Genomic DNA, 21,744 nt, shown 5'->3' with positions numbered 1-21,744 from the left:
CGGTCGGAGGCCGACTCGCTCCGGCCGGGCAGCCCAGCCGTGGCGCCGCTCGGTGTCACTTGCCCCTGGCCACCGGCTCTCGTCCTCGGCTACCGGTCCTCACGCTTGTAGCCGCGCAGCAGGAGCCACGCGGCCAGGGCGCAGCCGACGATCGTGACGATCAGGACGACGCGCAGGAGATCGCCTCCGCCCTGTCGTTCGGCGGCCACTGCGGCCTCGGTGAACCAGGAGGCGGCGATGGGGTTCATGAGGGGCGCTCCTTGGGCTGTGCTGCCCTGTCACCGTATCTCCGCCTAGGCTGGACCCCGCCTCGGGGGCACATCGGGCACCGCACGTCGTCGTACGTCGTCGTCCGATGGTCATACGCACCATGAGCCTTCAGACACTGGGGGAACACATGTCCGACTCCGGCCACGAGCAGAACGGGCACGCGAACGTGCCGAGCAGGCAGCGCAGGCGCTTCCCAGGGATCTCCTCGCGCGCGTACGAACACCCGGCGGACCGTTCGGCCCTGGTGGCCCTGCGCAAGCTCAGCGGCTTCGACGCGGTCTTCAAGGCGCTCAGCGGTCTGCTGCCCGAGCGCAGCCTGCGGCTGCTGTTCCTGTCCGACTCCGTACGGGTCTCGGACGTACAGTTCGCGCACCTCGACGACATGCTGCGGGACGCCTGCCACATCCTGGACCTGGAGAAGGTCCCGCCGATGTACGTCACCCAGGACCCGCAGCCGAACGCGATGTGCATCGGCCTGGACGAGCCGATCATCGTCGTGACGACGGGTCTGGTCGAACTGCTGAACGAGGAGGAGATGCGCGCGGTCGTCGGGCACGAGGTCGGGCACGCGCTGTCCGGACACGCCGTCTACCGCACCATCCTGCTGTTCCTGACCACCCTCGCGCTCCGGGTCGCCTGGATCCCGCTGGGCAACGTCGCGATCATGGCGATCGTGACCGCGCTGCGGGAGTGGTTCCGCAAGTCGGAGCTGTCGGCCGACCGGGCCGGACTGCTGGTCGGACAGGACCTCCAGGCCTCCATGCGCGGGCTGATGAAGCTCGCGGGCGGCAACCACCTGCACGAGATGAACGTGGACGCGTTCCTCGAGCAGGCCGACGAGTACGAGGCCGGGGGCGATCTGCGCGACTCCGTGCTCAAGATCCTCAACGTGCTGCCGCGCACCCACCCCTTCGCCACGGTCCGCGCGGCCGAGCTGCGCAAGTGGGCCGCCACCCGCGACTACCAGCGGATCATGGACGGTCACTACCCGCGGCGCGACGAGGACGGCGACACCTCGGTGTCCGACTCCTTCCGGCAGTCCGCGGCCAGCTACGCGAGCGAGGTCAAGCGCTCCAAGGACCCGCTGATGAAGCTGGTCACCGATATCGCGGGCGGGGCGGGCGACCTCGGCGGCCGGATGCGGCGCGGATTCGCCGGGTTCTCCGGCAACACGCCCAAGGACCCGACCAAGGACACCCCCGAGGACGCCCCGCGCGAGGGCCGCTCGGACGACGGGAACCCGGGCACGGCCGACTGATCCGACCGTCTCGACCGACCGCTCACGGCTTCGGCTGTGCGGCCCCCGCCAGGGTGCCGCACAGCGCCGTGGCGCCCTCCGTCGCGTACAGGTCGGTGCCCGCCGGGGCGCCGGCCTTGGCCCGCTGGCCCGCCAGCAGCGGGCGCAGCCGGTCCGCGGAGTCCTCGGCGCAGGCCAGCGGCCCGGCCTGGACGGAGGAGGCGACCAGCTCGGCCTGGTGCAGCCGCAGATCGTCGCGGACGAACCGGAAGGTCATCCGGCGCCGCACGGTGAACAGCGAGACCGGCGCCTTCGCTCCGGCACCCGTCGGCCTCAGCGCGTACGCCAGGGTGTGGTCGGCGGTGACCTCCAGCGTGCCGGAGCCCGTCTCCTCCGCCTTCAGCGTGCCCTGGACGCGGACACGGCGGTCGGCCAGCTCGACGCGGGAGGGGTCGAAGCGGACCAGCCAGCCGGTGGGTGTGTGGCGCCCGTCGGCGGCCGGATGCGCGAAGCTGCGGTCGAACTGGCCGAGTTGCTCGGGCGCGAGCAGGAACCGTACGGGGCGGGTGGCGCCGCCGGTGAGGACGGCCGGGTCGAGCGAGGACTCCACGAGGTAGTCCTTCGCGATGACCAGCGCGGCGTAGACCTGGTCCTCGGAGAAGTGCGCGGTGCGCCGGACGGCGGGCAGTGTGATGCCCTTGGCGCCGACTCGGAACCGGGCGGCGGGGCTGTGCGCGTACAGGGCCTCGGGGTCGGCCGCGCCGGGCACGGCGGACTGCGGGGCCAGGGGTATCACCGTCATCCGCGGCTGCTCGAGCGCGCGTCTCGCGGACTGCGGGGAGGGGTGGTGCACGCTCTTGTAGAGCGCGGTGCCGAAGGCGACCGCGATCAGCATGACGAGGATCAGCGCGGGCCAGGACAGGCCGCGGCGCAGCGGTCGGCGACGGCGTACGGCCGGGGCGCGGTCGGCCATGCGTTCGTACGCGGAGTACTCCTGGAGCCGGGCGGCCCGTACGAAGGACTCGTCGAACACGACCGATCTGTATTCGTCCTCGCCGCCCCCGGGCGTACCCGCGGGTGTTCCCTCAGGTGGTTCTGCGGGCCCGCCCATACCTTTCAGAGTAGGTCTCCTGGCGCTGCCGTAAACGCCCTGGTACACGACAAGTTCTGACAGGTTCTCACCAGGTGTCCGAACGTCAGGGGGTGCGCGGGACCGCCGAGAACGCCGGGGGTGAGTAGTCCGCGGAGGCCGAGGGGTCCGTGCCCGTGGTGGCCTTCCCGCCCTGTTCGAGACCGGTGGGGGCGGGTGAGGGGACCTGGCTCTGGCGGCCCGAGGAGGCGCCCCGGTAGACCGCGGTGAAGGCCAGCGCGACCATGCCGATGCCCATCACGAGGGCCAACAGCCAGGCGACCGGGCGGTGCCAGCGGGCTCCCTTGCCCCGGCCGTAGGGGCGTCGCGCGCGGTGGTACCCCGCCGGGAACTCCGTGTCGTCCAGGTCGTCCGGGTCCGGGCCGAGGCCGGTGTCGCGGTCGTCGTCGGGCCCGAAGCGGTCGTCATAGCGCTCGTCGTCGCCTCGCGCGCCCCTGGCGCGCGCCCGGCGTGCTTCGGCCTCCTGGGCCGCCGCGCGGGCCTCGGCGGCGGCGAGGAGCCGCTCCACGGCCGTGGGCTCATGGACGGCGGCGGCCCGTACGAAGGCCTCGTCGAAGACCACGGAGGCGAACTCTTCGTCCCTGCCTCCGCGGTCGCGGTCGTCGTCGGGCTCCCGGCCGTCGTGAGACGGCGTGCCCCCCACGTCCTCCGGCACGGATCCAGAGTAGACCTGGGGGGTCAATTTGGGCAGACCGTAAGGAACTTCGTCTGCCCGCCCGTCCTCGGGGCACGCTCAGCGCCGTACGTGCCCGTCCCCGGTCACGATGTACTTGGTGCTGGTCAGCTCCGGCAGCCCCATCGGGCCCCTGGCGTGCAGCTTCTGGGTGGAGATGCCGATCTCCGCGCCGAAGCCGAACTGGCTGCCGTCCGTGAAGCGCGTGGACGCGTTCACGGCGACCGTCGTCGAATCGACCAACCGGGTGAACCGGCGGGCGGCCTGCTGGGAGGTCGTGACGATGGCCTCGGTGTGGCCGGAGCTCCACAGCCGGATGTGCTGCACGGCGCTGTCCAGGGAGTCCACGACCGCGGCGGCGATGTCGTACGAGAGGTACTCGGTGTCCCAGTCCTCCGGCGTGGCCTCCACCACCGTGGCCCGGGAGTCCTTGGCGTACGCCAGCACACGCGCGTCCGCGTGCACGGTGACCCCGGCGTCCGCGAGGGCGTCCAGGGCGCGCGGCAGGAACTCGGGGGCGATGTCCTGATGGACGAGGAGCGTCTCGGCGGCGTTGCACACGCTCACCCGCTGGGCCTTGGAGTTGATCAGGATCTCGATCGCCATGTCGATGTCGGCGTGGGCGTCGACGTAGACATGGCAGTTGCCGGTGCCCGTCTCGATGACCGGGACCGTGGACTCCTGGACGACGGTCCGGATCAGGGAGGCACCGCCGCGCGGGATGAGCACGTCGACCAGTCCGCGGGCCCGCATCAGCTCGTGCACGGACTCGCGGCTCTCGCCGGGCACGAGCTGCACGGCGTCGGCGGGCAGCCCGGCCCCGCCCACGGCGTCGCGCACCACCCGTACGAGGGCGGTGTTCGACTCGTACGCGGAGGACGAACCGCGCAGCAGGACGGCGTTGCCCGACTTCAGGCAGAGGGCGGCGGCGTCGACCGTCACGTTCGGGCGGGCCTCGTAGATGATCCCGACCACGCCGAGCGGGACACGGACCTGGCGCAGATCGATGCCGTTGGGCAGCGTGGAGCCGCGGACGACCTCGCCGACCGGGTCGGGCAGCGCGGCCACGTCCCGTACGTCGGAGGCGATGGCCCGGATGCGCTCGGGGGTGAGCGTGAGCCGGTCGACGATCGCCTCGCTGCTGCCGGCCTCGCGGGCACGGGCGATGTCCCGGGCGTTGGCCTCGACGATCTCCTGCGCGCGGACCTCCAGCGCGTCCGCGATGGCGAGCAGCGCGTCGTCCTTCTCGGCGCGCGGCAGCGGCGCGAGGTCGGCGGCGGCGGCTCGGGCGCGGTAGGCGGCCTGCGTGACCGGGGACATCGAGTCGTACGGGGAGAGCGTGGTCATGGGGGCAGGGTAGTGCGCCGGACGGCTCTCCTCACGGGTCATCCCACCGGCCGAGACACGTGGCCGAAGGGCGGTCACCGGGGTTGCGAGGGCGGTGTCTCAGAAGGGCTGTATGCCGACGCGGGTCGCGGGCGGTGGGCCGTACCCCTCGGCGACGCGCTGGTGGTACGTCTCGCGGTCGATGACCTCCAGGCCGACGATCTCCCAGGGCGGCAGCCCCGCGCTCTGGCGGTGCTCGCCCCACAGGCGCAGCGCGACCGCGGCGGCGTCGTGCAGATCGCGGGCCTCCTCCCAGTAACGGATCTCCGCGTGGTCGCGGGCGTAGCGGCTGGTGAGCAGGAAGGGGTGGTCGTGGGCGAGCTGCTCCAGGGCGCGCCGGACCTCGTCCAGCGGGGCCGTGGCGCCGGAGAGGCTGAGGGTGACATGCCACAGGCGGGGGGTGTCGGCGGGCGGTTCGTACGCCGTCCCGGCCGCGACGCTGGTCAGCGCGCGCTCAGGGCGTACTCGTCTCACGACAGCCTCCTTACGCGGGTGCTTGTGGTGCTCGTGCGGAATGTGCCCGTGGAACACAGTTGAGCAGGCCGCACGCCTCCGTGGGGTGGTTTTACGGAACGTCCCCACCCCGGGGCCGCGGGGCGGCGCCTTTCGGCCGCGCGTGCGGTGGGGCTCGCGCAAGGGGCCCTATGAGTGAAGGACCACCAGGTCGTCCCGGTGGACGACCTCGCGTTCGTAGGCGGGGCCGAGTTCGCGGGCCAGCTCCCTGGTCGAGCGGCCGATCAGCCGGGGGATCTCCCGGGCGTCGAAGTTGACGAGCCCGCGCGCCACGGCCCGTCCCTCGCCGTCGCGCAGCTCGACGGGGTCACCGGCGGTGAAGTCGCCCTCGACGGCCGCGATCCCGGCGGGCAGCAGCGACTTGCGGCGGGTGACGACCGCGTCCACGGCCCCGTCGTCGAGCGTGAGCGCGCCCTGGGGAGTGGAGGCGTGCTGCAGCCACAGCAGGCGGTCGGCGCAGCGCTTGCCGGTGGGGTGGAAGTAGGTGCCGGTGTCGCGGCCCGCGAGGGCGTCGGCCGCGTGCACGGCGGAGGTGAGCACCACGGGGATGCCGGCCGCCGCCGCGATCCCGGCCGCCTCGACCTTGGTGACCATGCCACCGGTGCCGACACCCGCCTTGCCCGCGCTGCCGATCTCGACATGGGCGAGGTCCTCGGGCCCGCGTACCTCCGTGATCCGCGAGGTGCCGGGCCTGCTGGGGTCGCCGTCGTAGACGCCGTCCACGTCCGAGAGCAGGACCAGCAGGTCCGCGTGGACGAGGTGGGCGACGAGGGCGGCGAGGCGGTCGTTGTCGCCGAAGCGGATCTCGTCCGTGGCGACCGTGTCGTTCTCGTTGACGATCGGCAGCGCGCCCATCGCGAGGAGCTTGTCGAGGGTGCGGGAGGCGTTGCGGTGGTGGGCGCGGCGGCTGGTGTCGTCGGAGGTCAGCAGCACCTGGCCGACACGGATGCCGTGGCGGGCGCAGGACGCCGTGTAGCGGGCGACCAGGAGGCCCTGGCCGACACTGGCGGCGGCCTGCTGACGAGCCAGATCGCGGGGGCGGCGGCGCAGACCGAGAGGGGCGAGACCGGCGGCGATGGCACCGGAGGAGACCAGAACGATCTCCTTCTCCCCTCCGCCCACCCGTCTCCCACCACCACCCTCAACAGAGGCCCTTCGGGCCGCCCCATCCTTTCGACTCTTGGCGAGGGCGTCTACGAGCGCATCGACGCGGTCGGCGTCGAGTCCGCCCGCGGCCGTGGTCAGCGAGGAGGACCCCACCTTGACCACGATCCGGTGGGCCTGTGCCACGGCCTGCCTTGCCCCTGCCACCTCTGCTCGTCCCCTCGCGCGTCGTCGGTCCGGCTCCCGCGCGGCAATCTACGCGAAGGGACACGGGTGCCGCGTACCGGTCCAGCACCCGGACGCGCGGCACCCGCCTGTCAGGCCGCTCAGCGCGCCTTCAGGACCCGTCGGGCCGCCCGCCGCAGCCGCTTCCGGAAGCCGGTCGGCCCGAGCGGCTTGAAGGCCTCGATGGCGACGGTCTCGCGGACGGTCGGGGTGAACCACTCGTCCGGCAGGCCCGCCGCGCGGTCGCGGAAGTGCGGATAGGCGAGGTAGGCCCCGGCACCGCCGGGATCCATGAAGGCCGTCGGGGCCTTCTTCTCCTTGACGAACTTCACGACGTCGACGAGCAGATCGGCGCGGCCCTGCGCCACCAGGTGCATCCGCAGCTTCTCGTGGACCTTCATCCGCCGGGCGACGCCCTCGTGCCAGTGGGCCTCCAGCAGCGGCTTGGCCAGCTCCAGCTTGTGGGCCCGTACCTCCTCGCTGTCGCGCAGGAAGACCGGCCCGAACTGCGGGAGCAGGGTGATCAGGAAGGGCCGCAGCATGAGGGAGTCACGGCGCGGTCCGGCCGGTACGAGTTCGGTGATGAGGTTCATCAGAGCGCGGGCGGAGTCGAAGCGCAGGGTGTAACTGCCGCTCTTGGTGACGTGCTTGCCGTCGTCGCGGCCGACCAGGTAGTAGCAGGGGTAGTCGGCGATCACGGAGACGCCGTCGGCGCGGAGGTAGGCCTCCAGCGTGAACAGGGCGTCCTCGCCGGTCTTCAGCGACTCGTCGAACCGCATGCTGTGCCGGGTGAGCAGCTCGCGACGGAAGAGCTTCTGCGCGCTCAGCGTGAACTTGATCTTCGAGGAGAAGACGTCGGTACGGGGCAAGGTCTTGCCCCACATCGACTTCGGGGCCCCGCGGTTGACGCCGACGATCTTCCCGAGCACCACGTCCGTCGCCTGCTCGTCGGCCATGGCGACCATGCGCTCCAGCGCCTCGGGGCCGAGCCGGTCGTCCGCGTCGAGGAAGAAGACGTAGCGTCCGCGGGCCTTGCCGAGGCCCACGTTGCGCGGGCCGCTCGGGCCGCCGGAGTTCTCCTGCCGGATGACCGTGACCGCCATCGGCGCGCGCTCGGCGAACTCCTCCAGGTAGGCCCCGGTGCCGTCCGTCGAACCGTCGTCGACGGCTATCACCTCCAGCCTTAACGGATCGATGGTCTGGGCCTCTACGGACTCCAGGCACTCGACCAGATACGGCATCGCCTCGTACGCGCCGATGACGATGCTCACATCAGGTTCCGCAGCGCTCACGCTTCCCCCCACTGTCATGGGATTTCCCCATATCTCGCTCATGCTCTGCTGGGAAGACAAGGGTGGGGGCGCGACGGTTGCCTTCACGCGCGCGCCTTGTGGTGGAGGTCACACAGTGATCACACGGCGGTCGAACCGCGCGCCACAGGTCGGTTGGCGACGGTACGGCACGGGGGTAAGAGGCGGGAAAGGAAGCGGGCCCCGAGGAGTGGTCCTCGGGGCCCGCTTCCTGGCCGCTCCGGTCAGCTCTTGGCCGGTCCGCTCTTGGCCAGTTGGTCCTTGGCCGGTCAGCTCTTGACGGCTCCGTCGGTCTCGGCGGCCGACGTGGTGCGCTGGCCGGGCACCGTGCCCGTCGGCTCGGTCGCGCCCGCCCGGGAGTCGGGCTCCTGGCCGCGGTTGCGGGCCTCGGCCTTCCGTGCGAGGTCGTGCACGGCCGTGTTGAACTGCTCGATCGAGGTCGGCTCGTCCGGCCCGAGCAGATACCGCTTCAGCTCCCGGCGGTCGGCGGCCAGCGGGTCCGCCTCCGGGTCGCGGACGGCGGCCAGCAGCTCGTCCAGCTCGCGCGCCGAGTTCGACAGGATCACGGCGGCGCGCACCGCGGTGTTCTGCCGCTTGAACTCCTCGACGCCCAGCTCCGCGGAGTCGGTGACGGCGTACGGCTTGCCGCTCGCGATGAAGTCGGAGACCACGCTGGAGATGTCGGAGACCATCGCGTCGGAGACGTTGAAGCAGTCGTACAGCCGCGGCTCGGCGCCCGTGATGACGCGGTGCTCCCAGGTACCGAAGGAACGCCAGTAGGCGTCGTTCCACTCGGCGCGCAGCCGGGCGACCTCCTCGTGCCGGGCCATGTCGACCACGCCGTCGCGCGACTGCACGGCCTCGTCGCCCTTGTCGCCCGCAGGACCGGCCAGTTCGGCGAGCCGGGCCTCGATACGGGCGAGTTCGGCGGCGGCCTGCCGCTGGGCCTCGGCGTCGGTACCGGCCGTGAAGCGGGCGTCGGCGGCGCGTTCGGCGGCGGCCTTCTCGACCAGCGCGGTGATCCTCCGGTGGGCGGCACCGGCCTCGGCGCTGCGGGTGCCGGTGAAGGGGTGCGGCTTGTACAGCACGCGCACCGGCTGGTCGGCGGCGAGCAGCTTCTTCACGATGTTCTCGCCGGCCAGCAGGATCGAGGTGTTGCCGGGGTTGTCGTCCCAGCCCTCCCAGGTGGGCGCGTACAGGACCGTGGGGATCCGGCCCTCGGGCACCCCCTGCCAGGACTGGATGGGCGCGAGCTGCGGGCGGCCGACCTCCACGATGTCCTCGTCACGGACGCCGACGTCGGCGATGGCGTAGCGGTCCCGGCCCGCGCGGCCCGCGGTCCACACCTCGTCGTACACCTTGCTGTACGGGTTGACGCTGGCGAGCTTGTCGCTGTCGCCGTGGCCGATGAAGACGTGCTTGACGGTGGGGACGCGCAGCATGTGGATGTTCTTGCCGACGTTCGCCGCGTACAGCGCGACCCGCAGCGTGGACAGGTCCATGTTCATCAGATGCACGCCACCGGGCACGCAGAGGACGGGGACCGTGGTGGGCGCCAGGTTCTGGAGGATGGCGCGCTCTCGCAGGATGATCAGCGGCCGGGTCTCCAACTGCTCCATGGTCTCCAGCCACATGTTGACCTGGTAGGCCGAGTCCTTGGAGCCGGAGAAGTACAGCGCCGTCTCGGGGCGGTACTCGCGCAGCCAGCCGTCGACGGCCTCCAGCACCTTCTCCGGCGTCGGCGGGACCCGCTTGCCGCGCAGATACGGGACGAGGGCGGCCACGTAGAGGAAGCCCAGCGCCAGGGTGAGGGCGATACCCACGAAGCCGTAGACGGCGTCACCGGTGGCCACCGTGAGGAGGATGCCGACGACCGAGGCCAGGTCGAGGTGGAGGATCTTCTCCGCGGCGCGGTGCAGCAGTCGGCGCGGCGGGGCGTCCGGGATGCGCACCCGGGCGCCGAGGTCCACGTTGCGGGTGGCCACCGGCAGCCTGCGGCGGTTGCGGATCACGGTGGCCAGGGCGCCGTGCGGGGCCTGGAAGGCGTAGAAGACGAGGAAGCAGCCGATGGCCGCGTAGAAGACCAGATGGTCGGAGAAGTCGGTGCGGGCCAGGAGCAGGACCAGCAGCAGTTGCCGGATCAGGAACCGGATGGAGAGTCCGGCCCGCACCTTGCTGAGGCGGCTGATCAGATAGCTGCCCCGGCGGTGCAGATAGTGGTCCGCCAGGTACGTCACTGCGGCCGCGGCCGCGAAGGCGCCGACACTCGGGATGAGTGCGGCCACGATCAGCGCGGGATAACCGAGCGCCATGAGGGCCGCCGCGGCCAGCTCGGTCGCGCTGCCCACCCGGGCCATGCGTATAGCGGTGGAAATCACGGAGGAACCTGCTCTTGGTGGGATACCGGTGGTGACACGAGGGAAATGATTGCGGGGATGCGGTAAAAGGGATGGGTAAGGGACGGTAAAGAGAAGCCGTCGTGGGGGCGGTCCGGGATTCCGGCTCGAATGTCACTGATTCAGGCCCCTGCGCTCGCGCGGTCGTTCACGCGATCACAGAGGCCTGAATTCGGGATCCCCGCGCGACGTCTGGATTCCGGCGCGACGTCGGGATTCCGTCGTGACGTCGGCTAGGAGACGTCGCTCTGGCGGTCGAGGACGGTCGCCAGGGCCGCTTCGAAGCCGGACGCCTTGCCCGCGCTCGCCGTCGGGTCCTGCTGACGTACGTCGATGACATGGCCGGTCAGCTCGGACACGAGCACGTCGAGCGAGGTGCGCGCCACCGCCTCCGAGGACAGCAGCGTGCCCGCGGGCTCCTGGCCGAAGGCCTTGGTGCGCATGGGCGTCGCGGTGCGTTCCGGGTTGATGCAGTTGACGCGGACGCCGTCGCCCGCCCACTCGTCGGAGAGCGCCTGGGTGAGGTTCACCATGGCGGCCTTGGTCGAGGAGTAGAGGCTGTACTCGGCACGGCCCCGGGTGTAACTGCTGGAGGTGTAGAGCAGCAACTGCCCCTTCGTTTCCGCCAGATACTTATAGGCGGAACGCGCGATCTGCACCGGTGCGAGGTAGTTGACCTTCAGCGCCTCCTCGATGGTCGCGTTGTCGGTCTCGGCGAGCCTGCCGATCCGCAGCACACCGGCGGTATTGACGACGTAGTCGATACGCCCGGTCTCCGCGTACGCGGTGGACAGCGCGTCGTCGACCTCCTCCGGATTCTCCACATGGGTCCCGGTGGTGGAGCGGCCCAGCGCGTACACCGAGGCGCCGTAGGACCGGGCGAGTTCGGCGATGTCCTTGCCGATGCCGTAGGAGCCGCCGAAGACGACGACCGTCTTGCCGGTGAGGAGTTCGCGATAGGCCTCCTCGCCGTTCTGCGCGGGCGCGGCGGTGGAGGCGAGCTGGAACAGCTTGTCGGTGATGAAGACATCGACGGGCTGCGTGACCTTCATGTTGTACTCGTCACCCGCGACGACGTGGATCGGCACGTCGGGCAGGTACTTGAGCACGACCGAACAGTCGTCGGTGGCCTGGAAGTTGGGGTCGCTCGCGGCGACCTCGTAGGCCCGGCGGATCGTGGACAGCTTGAACGCCTGCGGGGTCTGGCCGCGGCGCAGCCGGGAACGGTCCGGGATCTCGGTGATGAACTCGCCGTCCTCACCGTGCGTCCGGGTCACGATGATGGTGTCGGCGGACGGGATGGCGACGTCCACGGCCTGGTAGCGCTCCAGGGCCGCCACACAGTCGTCTATGACACGCTGCGACAGCAGGGGGCGTACGGCGTCGTGGAACAGGACGTTGCGGTCCTCGCCCTCGGCCAGGCCCTCGCCCAGCAGCGCGATGGCCCGCTCCGTCGTCTCGTTGCGCGTGGCGCCGCCCTCGATGACGTGCGTCACCTTGCGCAGGCCCGCCTTGGCGACGATCTTCTCGACGTCCGGCACATAGCCCGGCGCCATCAGCACGATGACGTCGTCGATCGAGTCCGCGTTCTCGAAGGTGGTCAGGGTGTGCTCGATCACCGCCTTGCCGGCGATCTTCAGAAGCTGCTTCGGGATCGACAGACCCACTCGCTGGCCGGTTCCGCCCGCCAGGATCACTGCGGCCGTACGGGGCTTTGATATGCACTCAGACACGGGCGACCTACCTCGGTGCTTCAGGGAACCTTTGGATCGTGCCACTTTCCGTTACGCAAGTGCAAGACGGGAGACGTCTGTCACATATGCAACCGCAACCCCCTATTTACCATCGGCCCTCGATTACCCCTCGCCTTGACCGAGCACCCGGCCGAATTGTCCGAATTTGCAGCGAGTGACCCCGTAGATTTCTCGCCAATTTCCGCCACGGATTTCCGTATGTAGCATTCCTGTCACAATCAGCCGCGGGCCGGGGCGTACTCACGGAATGCGCAGGGACCCGATCGCTCCGTGACCGAGAGGCCGCCGAGGGAGCCGCGAGTGGGCGGAGAAGGCCGCCGAGGGCCCTGCGGGCGGGCGAGCGGCCCCGGGAACGCGACGCGAAGGGCCGGCCAACGGCGTCATCGCCCCTGGCCGGCCCCTGTCCACCGCTGATCGGCCCTCGGTCAGAACGGCTCGAAGCCGTCGAACTCCCGCTGGACCTCGTCCCGCTCGGCCTCCCGGTCCCGGCGCCGCTGCGCGGCCGGCCGGGCCTCCTCGAACCGGTGGTCCTCACCGCGTCGGCCGAGCATCTCGGCGCCCGCCATCACCGACGGCTCCCAGTCGAAGACGACCGCGTTCTCCTCGGGTCCGATGGCGACACCGTCACCGGCCCGTGCGCCGGCCTTCATCAACTTCTCTTCCACACCGAGGCGGTTGAGCCGGTCGGCGAGGTAGCCGACAGCCTCGTCGTTGGCGAAGTCGGTCTGGCGCACCCAGCGTTCGGGCTTCTCGCCGCGCACGCGGAAGAGGCCGTCGCCCTCCTGGACGACGGTGAAGCCGGCGTCGTCCACGGCCTTCGGCCGGATGACGACACGGGTCGACTCCTCCTTCGGCTTCGCGGCGCGCGCCGCACCGACCAGCTCGGCGAGGGCGAACGACAGTTCCTTGAGCCCGAGATGGGCCACGGCGGACACCTCGAAGACGCGGTATCCGCGGGCCTCCAGGTCCGGCCGCACCATCTCGGCCAGGTCCCGGCCGTCGGGTACGTCGATCTTGTTGAGGACGACGAGGCGCGGACGGTCGCCGAGGCCGCCGTACTGCTTCAGCTCCTCCTCGATGACATCGAGGTCGCTGACGGGGTCGCGCTCGGACTCCAGCGTCGCCGTGTCCAGTACATGCACGAGCACGCTGCACCGCTCGACATGCCGCAGGAACTCGAGGCCGAGGCCCTTGCCCTGGCTGGCGCCCGGGATGAGACCCGGGACATCGGCGACGGTGTACACGGTCGAGCCCGCGGTGACCACGCCGAGGTTCGGGACGAGCGTGGTGAACGGATAGTCGGCGATCTTCGGCTTGGCGGCGGACAGCACGGAGATCAGCGAGGACTTGCCCGCGCTCGGATACCCGACGAGGGCCACGTCCGCGACCGTCTTCAGCTCCAGGACGATGTCCTGGAGGTCACCGGGCACGCCGAGCAGCGCGAAGCCGGGCGCCTTGCGGCGGGCCGAGGCCAGCGCCGCGTTGCCGAGACCGCCGCGACCGCCCTGCGCCGCGATGTACGAGGTGCCGTGCCCGACGAGGTCGGCCAGCACATTGCCCGCCTTGTCCAGCACGACCGTGCCGTCCGGCACCGGCAGCACCAGGTCCTGGCCGTCCTTGCCGGAGCGGAAGCCGCCCTCACCGGGCTTGCCGTTGGTGGCCTTGCGGTGCGGCGAGTGGTGGTAGTCGAGCAGCGTGGTGACGGACTGGTCGACGGTGAGGATCACATCGCCGCCACGGCCGCCGTTGCCGCCGTCGGGGCCGCCGAGCGGCTTGAACTTCTCACGGTGGACGGAGGCACAGCCGTGGCCTCCGTTACCCGCGGCGACGTGCAGTTCGACGCGGTCCACGAAGGTGGTCATGGTGCAGTGCCTCCAGAAACGTAGGGGAAATCGCAGGGGAGATGTCCCCCGTCACAGTGTCTCTTCCGAAACACAGGTGTCTCTTCCGAAACAAGTGTCTCTTCTGAAACGCGCGAAGGCGGACCCGCCTTCCCGACCGGGAAAGTGAGGTCCGCCTCGCGAAGTGTTCGCGAAATTACCCGCGAAGACGCGTGAAGACGTCCGGTCAGGCGACCGGGACGATGTTCACGACCTTGCGGCCACGGTGGGTACCGAACTCCACCGCACCGGCCTGCAGCGCGAACAGCGTGTCGTCGCCGCCACGGCCGACGCCCGCGCCGGGGTGGAAGTGGGTGCCGCGCTGGCGGACCAGGATCTCACCCGCGTTGACGACCTGACCGCCGAAGCGCTTCACGCCGAGCCGCTGGGCGTTCGAGTCGCGACCGTTCCGGGTGGACGATGCGCCCTTCTTGTGTGCCATCTCTCCTCAGTCCCTTACTTCGCAGCCGTGGGGATCGCGGTGACCTTGATCGCCGTGTACTGCTGGCGGTGGCCCTGGCGACGGCGGTAACCGGTCTTGTTCTTGTAGCGCAGAATGTCGATCTTCTGGCCCTTGTGGTGGTCCACGACCTCCGCCTGGACCTTGATACCGGCCAGCACCCACGGGTCGCTGGTCACGGCGTCGCCGTCGACCACGAGCAGGGTCGAGAGCTCGACCGTGTCGCCAACCTTGGCGGTGGAAATCTTGTCAACCTCAACGATGTCGCCGACAGCAACCTTGTGCTGGCGACCACCGCTGCGCACGATGGCGTACACGCGGATCTCACTCTCTCACTCGGGAAACGGCACCCCCGCAGTCCAGCCGCCCGACAAGGACAGCCTCTCCGAGACGCCCGGCGCCCAGGAGGAAGAGGTTTACGGGGATGTGGCACGTCAGTGGACACGCCGACGGTCAAGGTTACGGGGCAGGATCGAGCAGGTCAAACCGAGCCCAGGTGGACGTTTGAACCAAGGTCAGGCCGACGTTTGACCGCGACTGCCCGTCACTGCCGCGAGAGTTCGCGACAGAGCGCGGGACACCGACCAGCTCGTCGGTGTCCCGCGCTTCTTCGCTCGCGGCGTTCTCAGATGCCGAGGACGGGTCAGGCCTCCGGTGTGGCCGGAACCGTCGGTTCCTTCTTCGCCGTCTTCTTGGCCGCCGTCTTCTTCGCCGTCGCCTTCTTGGCCGTCGTCTTCTTCGCGGCGGTCTTCTTGGCGGCGGTCTTCTTGGCTGCCGTCTTCTCGGCGGTGGCCTTCTTCGCCGTCGCCTTCTTGGTCGTGGCCTTCTTCGCCGTGGCCTTCTTGGCGGCGGTCTTGCGCGTCGCCTTCTTGGCCGGGGCCGGTGCCTCCGGCTCGGCCTGCGGCTCCGCGGGGGCCTCCGTCGTCGACGGGACGACCACGACCGCGGTGGCCTCGGACGAGGTGGGCGCGGTGGCCTTGCGGACGGCACGGCGGCGCGGACGGGCCGGAGCGGCGTCCTCGACGGGGGCCGGCGCGGGGGCCTCGACCGGCTCGGCCGGAGCCTGCGGTGCGGGCTCGGCGACCGTCACCACGACCTCCGCGTCCGAACCGACCGGTGCCGACACGCTGCGGGTCGCCCGGCGGCGCGTACGGCCCTTGGGCGCGGCCTCCGCCTCGACAGGCGCGACGGGCGCGGCAGGTGCGGGGGCCTCGACGGCCGGGTCCTCGGTCGCCACCGGCTGCGCCTCCGCGGCCTTCTGCGCCTTCGCCGCCCGCTCGTCCTTACGGGACTTCGGGGCACGCTCCTCGGTCCGCGGCGCGCCCGCCGGGGCCGACGCCCGCCGGGTCGCCCGGCGCCGCGAACGGCCGCGGGAAGCAGCGGCCTCGGCCTCGGCGACGCTGCTGTACAGCTCCTCGTCGGGCGCGAACGCCGGTTCGGGCAGCGCGACCGGAGCCGCGGCCTCGGCGACCACCTCGGCCTCGGTCTCGGCGGCCGGTGCGGCCACGGCCGTCTCCTCGACCTCCGGGACCACGGCCTCGTGCGTCTCGTGCTCGGCGGCGCCGCCCCGACCGCGCTTCTTGCGCTTGCCGCCACCGCCGGTCACGGCGGCCTGGTCGAGGTGCACGATCACACCACGGCCGTTGCAGTGGACGCAGGACTCGGAGAAGGACTCCAGCAGACCCTGTCCGACGCGCTTGCGCGTCATCTGGACGAGGCCCAGCGAGGTCACCTCGGCGACCTGGTGCTTCGTACGGTCCCGGCCCAGGCACTCCAGCAGGCGCCGCAGCACCAGGTCCCGGTTGGACTCCAGCACCATGTCGATGAAGTCGATGACGATGATGCCGCCGAGGTCGCGCAGCCGGAGCTGGCGGACGATCTCCTCGGCCGCCTCCAGGTTGTTCCTGGTGACGGTCTCCTCGAGGTTGCCGCCCTGACCGGTGAACTTGCCGGTGTTGACGTCGATGACGACCATCGCCTCGGTCCGGTCGATCACCAGCGACCCGCCGCTGGGCAGCCAGACCTTGCGGTCCAGCGCCTTGGCGAGCTGCTCGTCGATCCGGTACGTGGCGAAGGCGTCGACCTCGCTCGTCCACTTCTGGAGCCGGTCGGTCAGGTCGGGCGCCACGTGCGAGACGTACCCGTGGATGGTCTGCCAGGCCTCGTCGCCGCTCACCAGGACCTTGGTGAAGTCCTCGTTGAAGATGTCGCGGACCACGCGGACGGTCATGTCCGGCTCGCCGTACAGCAGCGTCGGCGCGCCACCGCTCTTCGACTTCTTCTGGATCTCCTCCCACTGCGCCTGGAGCCGCTCGACGTCCCGGCGCAGCTCGTCCTCGCTCGCGCCCTCGGCGGCGGTGCGCACGATGACGCCCGCGTTCTCGGGGACGATCTTCTTGAGGATGGTCTTCAGCCGGGCCCGCTCGGTGTCGGGCAGCTTGCGGCTGATGCCGGTCATCGAGCCCTCGGGCACGTAGACCAGGTAGCGGCCGGGCAGGGAGACCTGGCTGGTCAGCCGGGCGCCCTTGTGGCCGATCGGGTCCTTGGTGACCTGGACGAGCACGGACTGCCCGGACTTCAGCGCGGACTCGATACGGCGCGGCCCGTTCGCCATCCCCAGCGCCTCGAAGTTGACCTCGCCCGCGTACAGCACGGCGTTGCGGCCCTTGCCGATGTCGATGAAGGCGGCCTCCATCGACGGCAGGACGTTCTGCACCTTGCCGAGGTAGACGTTGCCGACGTACGAGGTCGACTGCTCCTTGTTGACGTAGTGCTCGACGAGCACGCCGTCCTCCAGGACGCCGATCTGCGTGCGCTCGCCGCTCTGGCGGACGACCATCACACGCTCGACGGCCTCGCGGCGGGCCAGGAACTCGGCCTCGGTGATGATCGGGACACGCCGGCGGCCCTGCTCGCGGCCTTCACGGCGGCGCTGCTTCTTGGCCTCCAGACGCGTGGAGCCCTTGATGGACTGCACCTCGTCGGCGCCGTCCCGCTCTTCCTTCTTGCGGGGCTCGCGGACCTTGACGACCGTGCGCTCCGGGTCGTCGGAGGACGGCTCGGCGTCGACGGCCGTGTCACCGGCCCGGCGGCGGCGCCGACGGCGGCGACGGCTGGTGGCGCTGGAGGACGACTCCTCGTCGCGCTCCTCCTCCGCCTCCTCGACGTCCTCTTCCACCTGCTCGGCGGTGTCCTCGGCGTCCTGCGCGGCCTGCTCGGGGGCGACTTCCTCGGTCTCCGCGGACTCGCCCTCGGCGGACTCGCCACGACGGCGGCGACGGCCACCGCGGCGACGGCGACGGCGCGAACCGGCCTCGCCCGCCTCCTCGGTGTCCTCGGGCTCGGCGGTCTCCTCCGGCTCCTCGGCCTCGGCCACCTCTTCGGTGGTCTCGGGCGTCACGGCCACGGGCTCCTCGTCACCACGGCGACGACGGCGGCGGCGCGGAGCGACGGTCTCCTCCTCGGCGACGGCCTCCTCCTGCACGGCGGCCTGTGCGGCGGCGGCAGCGGCGGCCCGCTCCGGGGTCTGGAACATGGGCGCGGCGAACACCGGCGCCTGGAACGTGGGGACGGCGGGACGCGCGGGGCGCTGCGCGGCCTCGGCCGACTCCGCGGCGGCGGGCTGCGCGGGCTCGGAGAAGCCACCGGCGGCCTTACGGGTGGCGCGGCGGCGGGAGCGGCGCGGAGCGGCCTCGGCGACCGGCTCCACCTCCGGCGCGGCGGCTACGGGAGCGGCGGCTACCTCGACGGTCTCGACGGCCTCGGCCTCGGCGGGCGCGGACACCTTGCGGGTGGCGCGACGGCGCGTACGACGGGGAGCGGCTTCCTCGGCGGCGGGCGCCTCGGCGGGAGCCTCCTCGACGGGGGCCTCGGTCTCCTCCGGCGCCTCGACGGCCACAGGGGCCTCGGTCTCCACCTCGGCCTCGGTCGGCGAGGTCACCTTGCGGGTGGCACGACGGCGCGTACGACGGGGAGCGGCCTCCTCGACGGCAGGCGCCTCGACGGGAGCCTCCTCGGCGGGGGCCTCGGTCTCCTCGTTCACGGGGGCGTCGACCGGCGACGTCCCCTTGCGGGTGGCGCGACGGCGCGTACGGCGCGGAGCGGCTTCCTCGGCGGCAGGCGCCTCGGCAGGCGTCTCAACCACAGGAGCCTCGGTCTCCTCGACGGCCACAGGGGCCTCGGTCGGCGACGTCACCTTCCGCGTGGCACGACGGCGCGCGCGACGCGGCGCCGCCTCCTCGACCGCGGGAGCCTTCTCTTCGCTCTCGGCCCCGGCGATCTCCGTGGCCGGTATGGCAGGCGCCACCGCGGTCACGACCTCGGTCGTCGCGGCATCGGCGGCGACCGTCGGCGGGCCCGCCGGACGCGACGCGGCACGGCGGCGGCGACGCGGGGGCAGGGTGTCGCTGGGGGTGTTGTGTTCGGAACCCTTGATGGGCTCGGTCGGTTCGAGCATGCGGGCGTTTCTCCCGTCAGGCTCCCGGGCGCCGCGCCTGGTCCGGCCTGGGCCGGTGACGTCCGCGGCTCGCGCGCTGCGCGGTGCCGCCGTCCGGGGCGCGGGCGCCGCACGGGAGCTTTCTGTAGTCCTGTCTCGCCGGTTCCGTACGCCATGTACGTACGGCCTGGCGAAAGTCTTCTGGTCGGTGCGCTGCCCGACCCAGGTGGCTCCCGAGTACGAGGGCGGCGCTACGACGTCCGTTCCTGAGCGGCCTTCCTTACACCGGCGCCTTCGCGGCGGCAGTGGCGGTGGCCGTTGCCGGCTCGGTCGCCGCTGCCTCGCGGTCGGGCGCGAGCGGGTCGGTCACCGCGCCGGTCTCTTCATCGAACAGCCCCTGCGCCAGCCTGGTCACCGCTGCGGGGACCGGCGGCGCCAGGTCGGCCACGGCGCGAAGACCGGACAGGACGTCGTCGGGTCGTACGGCAGGCGTCACGTGCCGAACAACCAGCCGCAGTATCGCACAGGGCCGGTCACTCGGCCTATCAGCCTGCGAACTCTCCGCCTTCGCACCCTCACGGGCGGCGAGGTCCGCGACGGCCGGACGGGCGTCGAAGGTACGGATGCCGTTCTTGGTCCTGCGCTGGACCTCGACGGTGTCGGCGGCCGTGAAGGCGGCCACAGCACGCTCGGCGTCCGCGGGGTCCACGCCGTCCAGGCGCAGCTCCCACACCGATGCCGTGAGCCGGTCGGCGAGCCCGGAGGTACGGGCCTCGACCGCGTCGACGATGTCGAGCCCGGCGGGCAGCGACGCGTCGAGCAGTTCACGCAGCCTGTCCGGATCACGCGCCTCGGTGAGCGCGATCTCCAGGTACTCCGCCTCACTGCCCGTGCCGGTGGGTGCGGCATTGGCGTACGACACCTTCGGGTGCGGTGTGAACCCCGCCGAGTACGCCATCGGCACCTCGGCACGGCGCAACGCACGCTCGAAGGCGCGCTGGAAATCACGGTGGCTGGTGAACCGGAGGCGGCCACGCTTGGTGTAGCGCAGTCGGATGCGCTGCACCGCGGGTGCGGGCGGCGGGCCTTCGGGCTGTCGCTTGCCCAGTGTCGTTCAGTCCTTCGTGAGAGCGGTCGTACTGCTACCAAGAGTACGTGCCGCGGCGGCGTTGCGTTCCGTCAGATACTTCTCGAGCGTTCGGCCGGCTACTTCTTGACCGTCAGCGGGAGCAGCTTCTTGCCGGTCGGACCGATCTGGATGCTCGTGTCCATGGCCGGGCATATGGACACAGGTCCAAAACCAACTCTAGCCTCCCTGACATGGGAAAACACTCACGTAGGCGCACCGCCGCCGAGCAGAAAACGTACAACGTTGAGACTGAGTGGACGGCCACCGATCTGGCGTTGTTAGAGGAGCTGAAGAGGGCAGAGGCGTTGTTACCGAAGAACGCTCCGAGGGCCCTGTTATCCGTCCGCCTGTCCGTGCTCACGGACGACACCACGTCTCCCGTACGCCAGGAACTCGACCTCCGCATGCTGGCCAGAGAGAAGGGGTGTCGCGTCGTCGGCGTAGCCAGTGACCTGAACGTCAGCGCGACGAAGGTTCCGCCGTGGAAGCGCAAGCAGCTCGGCGACTGGCTCAACAACCGGGCACCCGAGTTCGACGTCCTCTTGTTCTGGAAGCTCGACCGGTTCGTACGTCGGCTCTCGGACCTGTCGACCATGATCGACTGGTGCCTGAAGTACGAGAAGAACCTGATCTCCAAGAACGACAGCATCGACCTGACCACCACGGCCGGGAAGATCATGGTCACCATCATCGGTGGCATCGCGGAGATCGAGGCCGCAAACACCAGCACCCGTGTGACAAGTCTGTGGGACTACGCGAAGACCCAGGAAGACTGGATCATCGGCAAACCGGCCTACGGCTACATGACGGCCAGGGACAAGAACGGGAAGGTCGTTCTGGTCCACGACCCCATCGCGTACCGCGCTCTGCACTGGGCGCGCCGCATGGCGATCCGTGGAGTGTCCGCCAATCGCATGGTCACGGTCCTCGTTCGATCCGGGCTGTGCGGTGCGGGTCTCACTACGTCCACTCTGCTCCGCAGGCTCAGGAACCCCGCTCTCCTGGGATACCGAGTGGAGGAGCTGAAGAACGGCGGTCAGCGCCGATCGAAGGTTGTCCTCGGTAATGACGGCAAGCCCATCAAGGTCGCCGAGCCCGTCTTCACCGAGTACGAGTTCGACACTCTCGGTGCGGCACTCGACAGGCGCATGAAGAACCAGCCGCCCCGCCAGCCGAGCGGAGCAACCAAGTTCCTCGGCGTACTCATCTGCACCGACTGCGAGAGCAACATGATGGTGCAGGTGACCAGGAACGATTTCGGCATCTACCAGTACCTCCGTTGCCAGAAATGCAAGAGCGGTGGACGTGGCGCGCCCAACCCCATGGCGATCTACGAGCAACTTGTTGCCGACGTACTGTCCGTCCTCGGGGACGAGCCAGTACAGACGCGGGAGTACGCCAAGGGCGCCGAGGCCCGCAAGGAGGTCGAGCGGCTGGAGGGCTCCATCGCTTACTACATGCGGGAGTTGGAGCCAGGCGGCCGGTACACGAAGACGCGGTTCACCAAGGAGCAGGCCGAGAAGACCTTGGACAAGCTGATCAGCGACCTCGAGGCGATCGACCCGGAGACGACCAAGGACCGTTGGGTGAACGTCCACGACGGCAAGACCTTCCGGGAACGCTGGGAGGAGGGCGGCATGGAGGCCATGGCCGCGGACCTCATGCGGGTTGGCGTGAAGTGCAAGATCACGCGGACCAAGATCAAGGGCATCCGCGCCCCGCAGATCCATATGAAACTCCTGATCCCCAAGGACGTGCGAGAGCGTCTGATCATCAAGCAGGACGACTTCGCGCAGGTTTTCTGACACAGCCCAGGCACGGC

At 70.6% G+C, this 21,744-nt stretch carries 16 protein-coding genes; 2 read left to right on the top strand and 14 right to left on the bottom strand.

Annotation, left to right across the window (positions count from 1 at the left end; translation table 11 throughout):
* Window positions 1-89 precede the first annotated feature (89 nt).
* Window positions 90-248 (bottom strand): hypothetical protein, encoded by a 159-nt coding sequence (locus tag NGF19_RS01625; RefSeq protein ID WP_252421576.1) that lies wholly within the window; start codon window positions 246-248, stop codon window positions 90-92.
* 149 nt (window positions 249-397) lie between these two features.
* Between NGF19_RS01625 and NGF19_RS01620 the strand changes: the two genes are divergently transcribed.
* Window positions 398-1,528, top strand: coding sequence for a M48 family metallopeptidase (locus NGF19_RS01620; protein WP_252421742.1), 1,131 nt, complete (start codon window positions 398-400; stop codon window positions 1,526-1,528).
* A 22-nt stretch (window positions 1,529-1,550) separates the two neighbouring features.
* Here NGF19_RS01620 and NGF19_RS01615 read toward each other — a convergent pair whose 3' ends face one another.
* The 13 genes from NGF19_RS01615 to NGF19_RS01555 form a co-directional block, all read right to left on the bottom strand.
* Window positions 1,551-2,618, bottom strand: a complete 1,068-nt coding sequence (locus NGF19_RS01615) for an SCO2583 family membrane protein (RefSeq protein ID WP_252421574.1) — start codon at window positions 2,616-2,618, stop codon at window positions 1,551-1,553.
* Window positions 2,619-2,703: 85 nt separating this feature from the next.
* Window positions 2,704-3,312: an SCO2584 family spore wall biosynthesis protein gene (locus NGF19_RS01610; protein ID WP_252421573.1), complete on the bottom strand. Its 609-nt coding sequence runs from the start codon at window positions 3,310-3,312 to the stop codon at window positions 2,704-2,706.
* Between the two features lie 78 nt (window positions 3,313-3,390).
* Entirely contained in the window at window positions 3,391-4,677 is a 1,287-nt protein-coding gene (locus tag NGF19_RS01605) for a glutamate-5-semialdehyde dehydrogenase (RefSeq protein ID WP_252421572.1), read from the bottom strand.
* Between the two features lie 99 nt (window positions 4,678-4,776).
* Window positions 4,777-5,190, bottom strand: coding sequence for a DUF8830 family protein (locus tag NGF19_RS01600; RefSeq protein ID WP_252421571.1), 414 nt, complete (start codon window positions 5,188-5,190; stop codon window positions 4,777-4,779).
* A 168-nt stretch (window positions 5,191-5,358) separates the two neighbouring features.
* Window positions 5,359-6,540: a glutamate 5-kinase gene (gene proB / locus NGF19_RS01595; protein ID WP_252421570.1), complete on the bottom strand. Its 1,182-nt coding sequence runs from the start codon at window positions 6,538-6,540 to the stop codon at window positions 5,359-5,361.
* A 119-nt stretch (window positions 6,541-6,659) separates the two neighbouring features.
* Window positions 6,660-7,868, bottom strand: a complete 1,209-nt coding sequence (locus NGF19_RS01590; RefSeq protein WP_289733802.1) for a glycosyltransferase family 2 protein — start codon at window positions 7,866-7,868, stop codon at window positions 6,660-6,662.
* Between the two features lie 269 nt (window positions 7,869-8,137).
* Window positions 8,138-10,225: a hypothetical protein gene (locus NGF19_RS01585; RefSeq protein ID WP_252421741.1), complete on the bottom strand. Its 2,088-nt coding sequence runs from the start codon at window positions 10,223-10,225 to the stop codon at window positions 8,138-8,140.
* Window positions 10,226-10,497: 272 nt separating this feature from the next.
* Window positions 10,498-11,997, bottom strand: coding sequence for an SDR family NAD(P)-dependent oxidoreductase (locus tag NGF19_RS01580; RefSeq protein WP_252421568.1), 1,500 nt, complete (start codon window positions 11,995-11,997; stop codon window positions 10,498-10,500).
* A 446-nt stretch (window positions 11,998-12,443) separates the two neighbouring features.
* Complete coding sequence (gene obgE, locus NGF19_RS01575; protein WP_252421567.1) at window positions 12,444-13,880, bottom strand: GTPase ObgE; 1,437 nt, start codon at window positions 13,878-13,880, stop codon at window positions 12,444-12,446.
* A 205-nt stretch (window positions 13,881-14,085) separates the two neighbouring features.
* Window positions 14,086-14,340, bottom strand: coding sequence for a 50S ribosomal protein L27 (rpmA, locus tag NGF19_RS01570; RefSeq protein ID WP_023550764.1), 255 nt, complete (start codon window positions 14,338-14,340; stop codon window positions 14,086-14,088).
* Window positions 14,341-14,354: 14 nt separating this feature from the next.
* Window positions 14,355-14,675, bottom strand: a complete 321-nt coding sequence (gene rplU, locus NGF19_RS01565) for a 50S ribosomal protein L21 (protein ID WP_071367434.1) — start codon at window positions 14,673-14,675, stop codon at window positions 14,355-14,357.
* 326 nt (window positions 14,676-15,001) lie between these two features.
* The gene (locus NGF19_RS01560; protein ID WP_252421566.1) at window positions 15,002-18,814 is read right to left on the bottom strand and encodes an Rne/Rng family ribonuclease; all 3,813 of its coding nucleotides are present in this window, start codon (window positions 18,812-18,814) and stop codon (window positions 15,002-15,004) included.
* Window positions 18,815-19,073: 259 nt separating this feature from the next.
* The gene (locus NGF19_RS01555) at window positions 19,074-19,859 is read right to left on the bottom strand and encodes a TIGR03936 family radical SAM-associated protein (protein WP_252421565.1); all 786 of its coding nucleotides are present in this window, start codon (window positions 19,857-19,859) and stop codon (window positions 19,074-19,076) included.
* 254 nt (window positions 19,860-20,113) lie between these two features.
* Between NGF19_RS01555 and NGF19_RS01550 the strand changes: the two genes are divergently transcribed.
* On the top strand, window positions 20,114-21,727 hold the full coding sequence (locus tag NGF19_RS01550) for a recombinase family protein (RefSeq protein WP_252421563.1): 1,614 nt from the start codon (window positions 20,114-20,116) through the stop codon (window positions 21,725-21,727).
* Window positions 21,728-21,744: the final 17 nt, after the last annotated feature.

It is taken from the genome of Streptomyces macrolidinus, from assembly GCF_023887685.1.
Classification (GTDB): Bacteria; Actinomycetota; Actinomycetes; order Streptomycetales; family Streptomycetaceae; genus Streptomyces; species Streptomyces macrolidinus.
This window is presented reverse-complemented; position numbering and strand designations above follow the sequence as displayed.